General features: G+C 56.0%; 1 tRNA gene and 2 rRNA genes (1 of these 3 cut by a window edge). All 3 read right to left on the reverse strand.

The features are described from left to right. Positions 1-641: 641 nt before the first annotated feature. Positions 642-718 (reverse strand) — tRNA-Met (locus NKH06_RS11245). A 226-nt stretch (positions 719-944) separates the two neighbouring features. Continuing rightward, positions 945-1,059, reverse strand: a 5S ribosomal RNA gene (gene rrf / locus NKH06_RS11250). A gap of 273 nt (positions 1,060-1,332) precedes the next feature. Then, positions 1,333-2,500 (reverse strand): 23S ribosomal RNA (locus tag NKH06_RS11255) (it continues 1,654 nt past the right edge of the window).

Below are 2,500 nucleotides of genomic sequence, written 5' to 3' on the forward strand. Positions count from 1 at the left end.
TAGAACGCCACCCCGACCCAATTCATTTCGTATTTGATTGCAAGTCATCACCGACATCACTGACCGATGCCTGACAAGAGGATCGGATGCTTCGTCTTTTTTGCCTCCGATTCGGTTGATCCGGTCATGGCGGCGGCTGGGCACTTCACTGCCAGTCCCCCTAAACGCAAACGGCCCGCGGCTGCGGGCTGTTTTGAATTAGGTTTTGTCGAGAGGCTTGTTTTGTTGTCGTAGCTTGTCGGCTGAGGCCTCTTTGTGCGCCGAGGAGTGCCGCGCTTGCAGGCACCATTGTCCCCCGAATGCGAACGGCCCGCTGGCTGGTGCCTGGGGGACTGTTGTTTGGTGGAGATTGGTTTGCGGGGGACGGGATTGGGTTTTTTGTCCCGCAGCTTGGGCTTCGCCTTGTTGCGGGCGCCTGATCCGGGGCAATCGATGGCCAGCCCAGCCGAACATCAAAACGGCCCGCGGGCTTTGTGCCAGGCGGGCCGTTTGATTACCGCAGATTGGTTGCGGGGACAGGATTGAGTTTTCTGTCCGGCGGCGTCGGCTCCGCTTGCTTGCGGGCGCCTGATGACAGGTTAAATCGCCGGCACCACGGCACAATACAAAAGAGCCCGCACGAGGGCGGGCTCTTTTGTATTTGGTTGCGGGGACAGGATTTGAACCTGTGACCTTCAGGTTATGAGCCTGACGAGCTACCGGGCTGCTCCACCCCGCGTCAACCCTAAGCAAGCGTTTGCTTGCGTTTCTAAGCAAGCGTTTGCTTGCGTTTCCAGGCAAGCGCTTGGTTGCTTTTTTTGTGTAAGCCGAGGCCTACAGATAGGTATATGGCTGACCAAATGAAAGGGCCGCTTACGCGGCCCGTGATCCCTTGGCGGGCCATTTCATAAAGAGAAGATTTCTCTCACATCCGATTGGATGTGAGTTCAACGTGCGTTTGGCAGACCTGGCAGCGACCTACTCTCCCGCGTCTTGAGACGAAGTACCATCAGCGCTGGAGCGTTTCACGGCCGAGTTCGGAATGGGATCGGGTGCAGCCGCTCCGCCATAACCACCAGGTCGGCAAAACGCACGTTGTTCGAGAAGCTTTTTTGAGCGAATAGCCAATAGTGAGTAGCGAATAGGGACCCTATTTGCTGCTTTCTCTGAGCTGTTCGCTGGTCTTTTTTGTGCCTTTACAGTTCTTTTGGTCCTGGCGCCTTTCGAAGCGAAGCTTCGCAAGGTCGACCGACCGTCGGCGCTGATGCGCCGCACCCACGTAGCGCCGCCCGCAGGGCGGAACAAGCGTGAGTGAGAACATCTGACTTTGTCAGATGAGCATAAGGAATGAGAACGATCAAGCCGATCGAACTATTAGTACCGGTAAGCTTCAAGCGTTGCCGCTCTTCCACACCCGGCCTATCAACGTGGTCGTCTTCCACGGTTCTCAGGGAATACTCGTTTTAAGGTGGGTTTCCCGCTTAGATGCCTTCAGCGGTTATCCCGTCCGGATATAGCTACCCTGCTATGCGGCTGGCGCCACAACAGGTCCACCAGAGATCCGTCCATCCCGGTCCTCTCGTACTAGGGACAGATCCTTTCAATATTCCTACACCCACGGCAGATAGGGACCGAACTGTCTCACGACGTTCTGAACCCAACTCACGTACCGCTTTAAATGGCGAACAGCCATACCCTTGGGACCTGCTCCAGCCCCAGGATGCGATGAGTCGACATCGAGGTGCCAAACAACCCCGTCGATATGGACTCTTGGGGGTCATCAGCCTGTTATCCCCGGCGTACCTTTTATCCGTTGAGCGATGGCCCTTCCACGCGGGACCACCGGATCACTATGACCGACTTTCGTCTCTGCTCGACTTGTCAGTCTCGCAGTCAGGCAGGCTTATGCCATTGCACTCAGCGAACGATTTCCGACCGTTCTGAGCCCACCATCGCGCGCCTCCGTTACTCTTTAGGAGGCGACCGCCCCAGTCAAACTACCCACCATACATTGTCCCGGACCCGGATAACGGGCCGCGGTTAGACATCCATAGTAATAAGGGTGGTATTTCAAGGGTGGCTCCACCTGAGCTGGCGCCCAGGTTTCAAAGCCTACCACCTATCCTACACATGCCACTACGAATGCCAATGTAAAGCTATAGTAAAGGTGCACGGGGTCTTTCCGTCTAACCGCAGGAACCCCGCATCTTCACGGGGAATTCAATTTCACTGAGTCTATGCTGGAGACAGCGGGGAAGTCGTTACGCCATTCGTGCAGGTCGGAACTTACCCGACAAGGAATTTCGCTACCTTAGGACCGTTATAGTTACGGCCGCCGTTTACTGGGGCTTCGATTCAGAGCTTGCACCCCTCCTCTTAACCTTCCAGCACCGGGCAGGCGTCAGACCCTATACGTCGTCTTGCGACTTCGCAGAGCCCTGTGTTTTTGATAAACAGTCGCTACCCCCTGGTCTGTGCCACCCTCCTCTACTTGCGTAGAAAAGGGTCACGCTTCTTCCGA

This window comes from Mesorhizobium sp. M1342, assembly GCF_040317955.1.
Lineage (GTDB): Bacteria > Pseudomonadota > Alphaproteobacteria > Rhizobiales > Rhizobiaceae > Mesorhizobium.